Source organism: Conyzicola sp. (assembly GCF_057073975.1).
Genome location: NZ_JBXMIS010000047.1, coordinates 1 through 4,040, shown reverse-complemented (window position 1 = coordinate 4,040; position 4,040 = coordinate 1). Strand labels below are relative to the sequence as shown.

General features: G+C 69.0%; 3 protein-coding genes. 2 read left to right on the top strand and 1 reads right to left on the bottom strand.

The window, feature by feature from the left end; genetic code table 11:
* The first annotated feature begins 106 nt into the window (after window positions 1-106).
* A complete protein-coding gene (locus AC14A7_RS04325) occupies window positions 107-2,140 on the top strand; it encodes an alpha-galactosidase (RefSeq protein ID WP_484006658.1) in 2,034 nt (677 codons plus the stop codon).
* Here the strand turns inward: AC14A7_RS04325 and AC14A7_RS04320 are convergent.
* Window positions 2,137-2,670, bottom strand: a complete 534-nt coding sequence (locus AC14A7_RS04320; RefSeq protein WP_484006657.1) for a hypothetical protein — start codon at window positions 2,668-2,670, stop codon at window positions 2,137-2,139. The genes AC14A7_RS04325 and AC14A7_RS04320 overlap by 4 nt on opposite strands.
* 350 nt (window positions 2,671-3,020) lie before the next feature.
* On the opposite strand from AC14A7_RS04320, the gene AC14A7_RS04315 reads away from it, so the two are divergent.
* Window positions 3,021-3,998, top strand: a complete 978-nt coding sequence (locus AC14A7_RS04315; protein WP_484006659.1) for an ABC transporter substrate-binding protein — start codon at window positions 3,021-3,023, stop codon at window positions 3,996-3,998.
* The last annotated feature ends 42 nt before the right edge of the window (window positions 3,999-4,040 follow it).

The window sequence follows — 4,040 nt, the reverse complement described above, 5'->3', positions numbered from 1 at the left end:
CCCCCCCCCCCCCCCCCCCCCCCCCCCCCCCCCTCCCCCCCCCCCCCCCCCCCCCCCCCCCCCCCCCCCCCCCCCCCCCCCCCCCCCCCCCCCCCCCCCCACGGCGGTGCCCAGCGTCATCCACTGGGGGGCAGACCTCGGCGACCTCTCCGACGACGCGCTGCTCTCCCTCGCCGCCGCGACCTCTCCCGGCCTCGGCCCGAGTGCCGTCGACGCGCCCCTGCGGGTCGGCATCCTGCCCCTCCTCTCCGAGGGCTGGAGCGGGCAGCAGGGCCTCGAGGGATTCCACCTCGGCCATTCCGCCCGCCGCCCCCACCTGCAGCTTGTCTCCGTCGACTCCACCGACGGCCGCCTCCTCGTCACCCTCGACGACCCCGGTCTGCTGCGTGTCACGGTCGAGCTCGAGCTCACCGGCCACGGTGTGCTGCGGTCGCGGCCAACGGCAGAGAACCTGTCGGCCGACCCCTTCGCGCTCGGCTCGGCGACCGTCATGCTGCCCCTTCCCGGCCACGCGACAGAGCACCTCGACTTCGCTGGCGAGTGGTCGCACGAGCGCGTGCCCCAGCGGCGCGAACTCGCTGTCGGCGCCTGGGTGCGCGAGTCGCGCCACGGTCGCCCCGGCCATGACGACTCCTTCCTCACCATCGCCGGCACGCCCGGCTTCGGCTTTCGCAGCGGCGAGGTGTGGGCAACCCACCTCGCGTGGAGCGGCGACAAGCGCGTCGTCGTCGACGCGAGCGCGATCGGCCACACCATGGTCGGGGCGGCAGAGCTGCTCTCTGCCGGCGAGATCGTGCTCGGCACAGGCGAGAGCTGGGCGGGCGCGGTGGCGCTGCACGTGCACTCCGGCTCTGGGCTCGACGGCATGTCGCAGCGACTGCACGCCCACCTGCGAGCGCTGCCGGCGCATCCATCGGGTCCTCGCCCGATCACGCTCAACACGTGGGAGGCGGTCTACTTCGACCACGATCTCGACCGCCTCACCGAGCTGGCGCGGGTCGCCGCCGACGTCGGTGTCGAGCGCTTCGTGCTCGACGACGGATGGATGACGGGGCGCGTCGACGCCGCCCGCGCCCTCGGCGACTGGACCGTCGACCCCGCTCGCTGGCCTGGCGGACTCCACGCCCTCGTCGACGCCGTCACCGGTCTCGGCCTGGAGTTCGGGCTCTGGGTCGAGCCGGAGATGGTCTCGCTCGACTCGCAGCTCGCGCGCGCCAACCCCGACTGGGTGCTGCGCGATGCCGCCTCCGACCTACCACTGTCGTGGCGCGACCAGCACGTGCTCGATCTCTCGAACCCGGATGCCTTCGAGCACGTGCGTGCGAGCCTCGCCGCCCTGCTCGACGAGTACGCCATCGGCTACCTCAAGTGGGACATGAACCGCGACCTGCTCGGCGGCTCGGTGCACCGGCAGGTGACGGCCCTGTACCGGCTGCTCGACGCGATGCGCGCGAGCCACCCCCACGTCGAGATCGAGTCGTGCTCCTCCGGCGGCGCGCGCATCGACGCGGGAATCCTCGAGCGCACCCAGCGGGTCTGGGCCAGCGACACGAACGACCCGAGAGAGCGCCAGGCCATCCAGCGGTACACGAGCCTTCTCGTTCCCCCGGAGTACGTCGGCTCGCACCTCGGCACCGCGACCGCGCACACCACCGGCCGCACCTCGACTCTCGCCTACCGACTCGCCACGGCATTCTTCGGCCACGCGGGCATCGAGTGGGATCTCACCGCGACCGCCGCGGCCGACCTCGACGCGGTGCGCACCTGGAGCGCGGCGCACCGGCGCCACCGCGCGCTGCTGCACTCCGGCAGGACCGTGCGCGAGGACTCCGCCGATGGCGCGCGCTGGGTGCACGGGGTCGTCGGCGAGGCGGACGCGGTCTTCTCTGTCGTGCAGCTGCACACCCCGACGCGGGCGGTACCACCGCCCGTTCGACTGCCGGGGCTGGATGCCGCGGCGAGCTACCGCGTGAGCCCGATCGACCTCGGCGCAGCGGCGCTCAGCTACCCCGGCACGCCACCGGCCTGGTGGGCAGAGGGCTCCATCGAGGTGGCGGGTTCGGTGCTGGAATCGGTCGGCCTCTCGCTGCCGCTGCTGCATCCCGACGAGGCGGTCGTGCTGCTGGTCGAGCGGGTCTAGCTCTCCTCGAGCTTCGTGACCTCATCGGAGTCCGGGCCAGCTGTCAGCACGCACGGCCCCGTCGCTTCGATGAGCACAGTTGCGCCGTCACCAGCATTTTCCGTGGACGAGAAGGTGAGGATGACGACGGAGTCCGAGCGCGTCATCGTCGTGATCTTGACCTCGCCATGCGTCTCGGTGAAGGTCCAGCCGTCCTCGGAGAACGAGGTCGCGAGGGCTCCGACGAACTGGTCGACGCCGATCGCGCTGTCGGCCGGAACCACCGCGAGCAGCGTCGAGTGCCAGGCCCGGTAGAGGCCGTCAGGGTCTTCCGAGCCTGACTTGCACGAGGCGGAGTAGTCCTGCTGCTCTGCCACGCTCTCATCGGTTCCGTCGATGAGCCGTTGAGCGGCCTCGTTGCGCAGCAGCTGGGTCTGCGACTTCGACTGCACGAGGCTGAGAGAGCCGGTCGAGGCCGTTCCGGAGCACCCGGAGGCGAGAAGAACGAGGGCGGTGCAGGCCGCGACGGCGGCGGGTAGTGAGAGCTTCATTGCTTCTCTTCCAATCGTTGGGAGACGTCGTTCGGGAGTACTCCGACCGGTCGCGACGATGCGACATGTTCGTGAGCGTAGGACTCCGCGATGCGGGCAGGGCAGCCCCCAGTGTGCGGGTCGCTGTGATCGCTAACAATATCCATCACATTCTTCATTCTCGCCCACACGAGTTTCCGACGCGAAAACCCCGGGATTGCGGAGGTTTCAGGCCACCTTTACCAAACCGTTACCAGAAATGATTTGCGTTGATACCGATTGTGAAGGCTAACATTCAGCATCGCGCCATTCCCCTTTGGCGCTCAACACCAGGCCGACAGCACCGTCGGACCAAAACGAGGAGGTTTTGGATAGTGAAGAAAATCCTGAGCGGTATCGCTATTGCGGGAGCCGCGGCTCTCATTCTCTCCGGCTGTGCTGGCGGCGCCAACACGCCAGCCGGTGGAGGCGACGACGACGTGATCACCGTCGGCTTCGCACAGACCGGCTCTGAGAGCGGATGGCGCAGCGCCAACACCGAGTCCATGCAGACGGCATTCTCGGAGGAGAACGGCTTCAAGCTGGTCTTCAACGCTGCAGACAACAAGATCGAGGCGCAGATCGCCGCAGTCCGCAACTTCATCAACCAGGGCGTCGACGCCATCGTCATCGCCCCGATCGTTGAAGACGGCTGGGACGACGTGCTCCAGGAGGCCAAGGACGCCGGCATCCCCGTCATCCTCGAAGACCGCACGCTGAGCGCCGACGAGTCGCTCTACGAGGGCTGGGTCGGACTCGACTTCAAGTCCGAGGGTGTCAAGGCCGGCACGTGGGCCGCGAAGACCTTCACCGAGCCGACCAACATGGTCGTTCTCGAGGGCACGACCGGTTCCGCTCCGGCCAACGACCGCGCGGAGGGCTTCGACGAGGCCATCGCCGGCTCGCAGATCACCAAGATCGACTCGCAGACGGGTAACTTCACCCGCGCTGAGGGCAAGACGGTGATGGAGGGCTTCCTGCAGAAGTACGGCAAGGACGGCATCGACCTGGTCTACGCCCACAACGACGACATGGCCCTCGGGGCGATCGATGCCATCGAGGCAGCCGGACTCGTTCCCGGTGTGGACATCAAGATCGTCTCGATCGACGCGGTGCACGACGGAATGCAGGCTCTCGCCGACGGCAAGATCAACTACATCGTCGAGTGCAACCCGCTGCTGGGTGAGCTCGCCGCGGGTCTCGTGAAGGACGTCCTCGATGGCAAGACCATCGAGCGCGCGACCTTCGTCGAGGACGGCGAGTTCGACCAGGAGGCTGCCATCGCCGCCCTCCCGGACCGCAAGTACTAACCAGCACGACCCTTCTCGCCGGGACCGGGTCCTCCCGTTCCC

What these genes read in the sequence shown, in the direction of transcription:
- AC14A7_RS04320 (WP_484006657.1), bottom strand. Translation starts at nt 2,670, where the DNA reads ATGAAGCTCTCACTACCCGCCGCCGTCGCGGCCTGCACCGCCCTCGTT.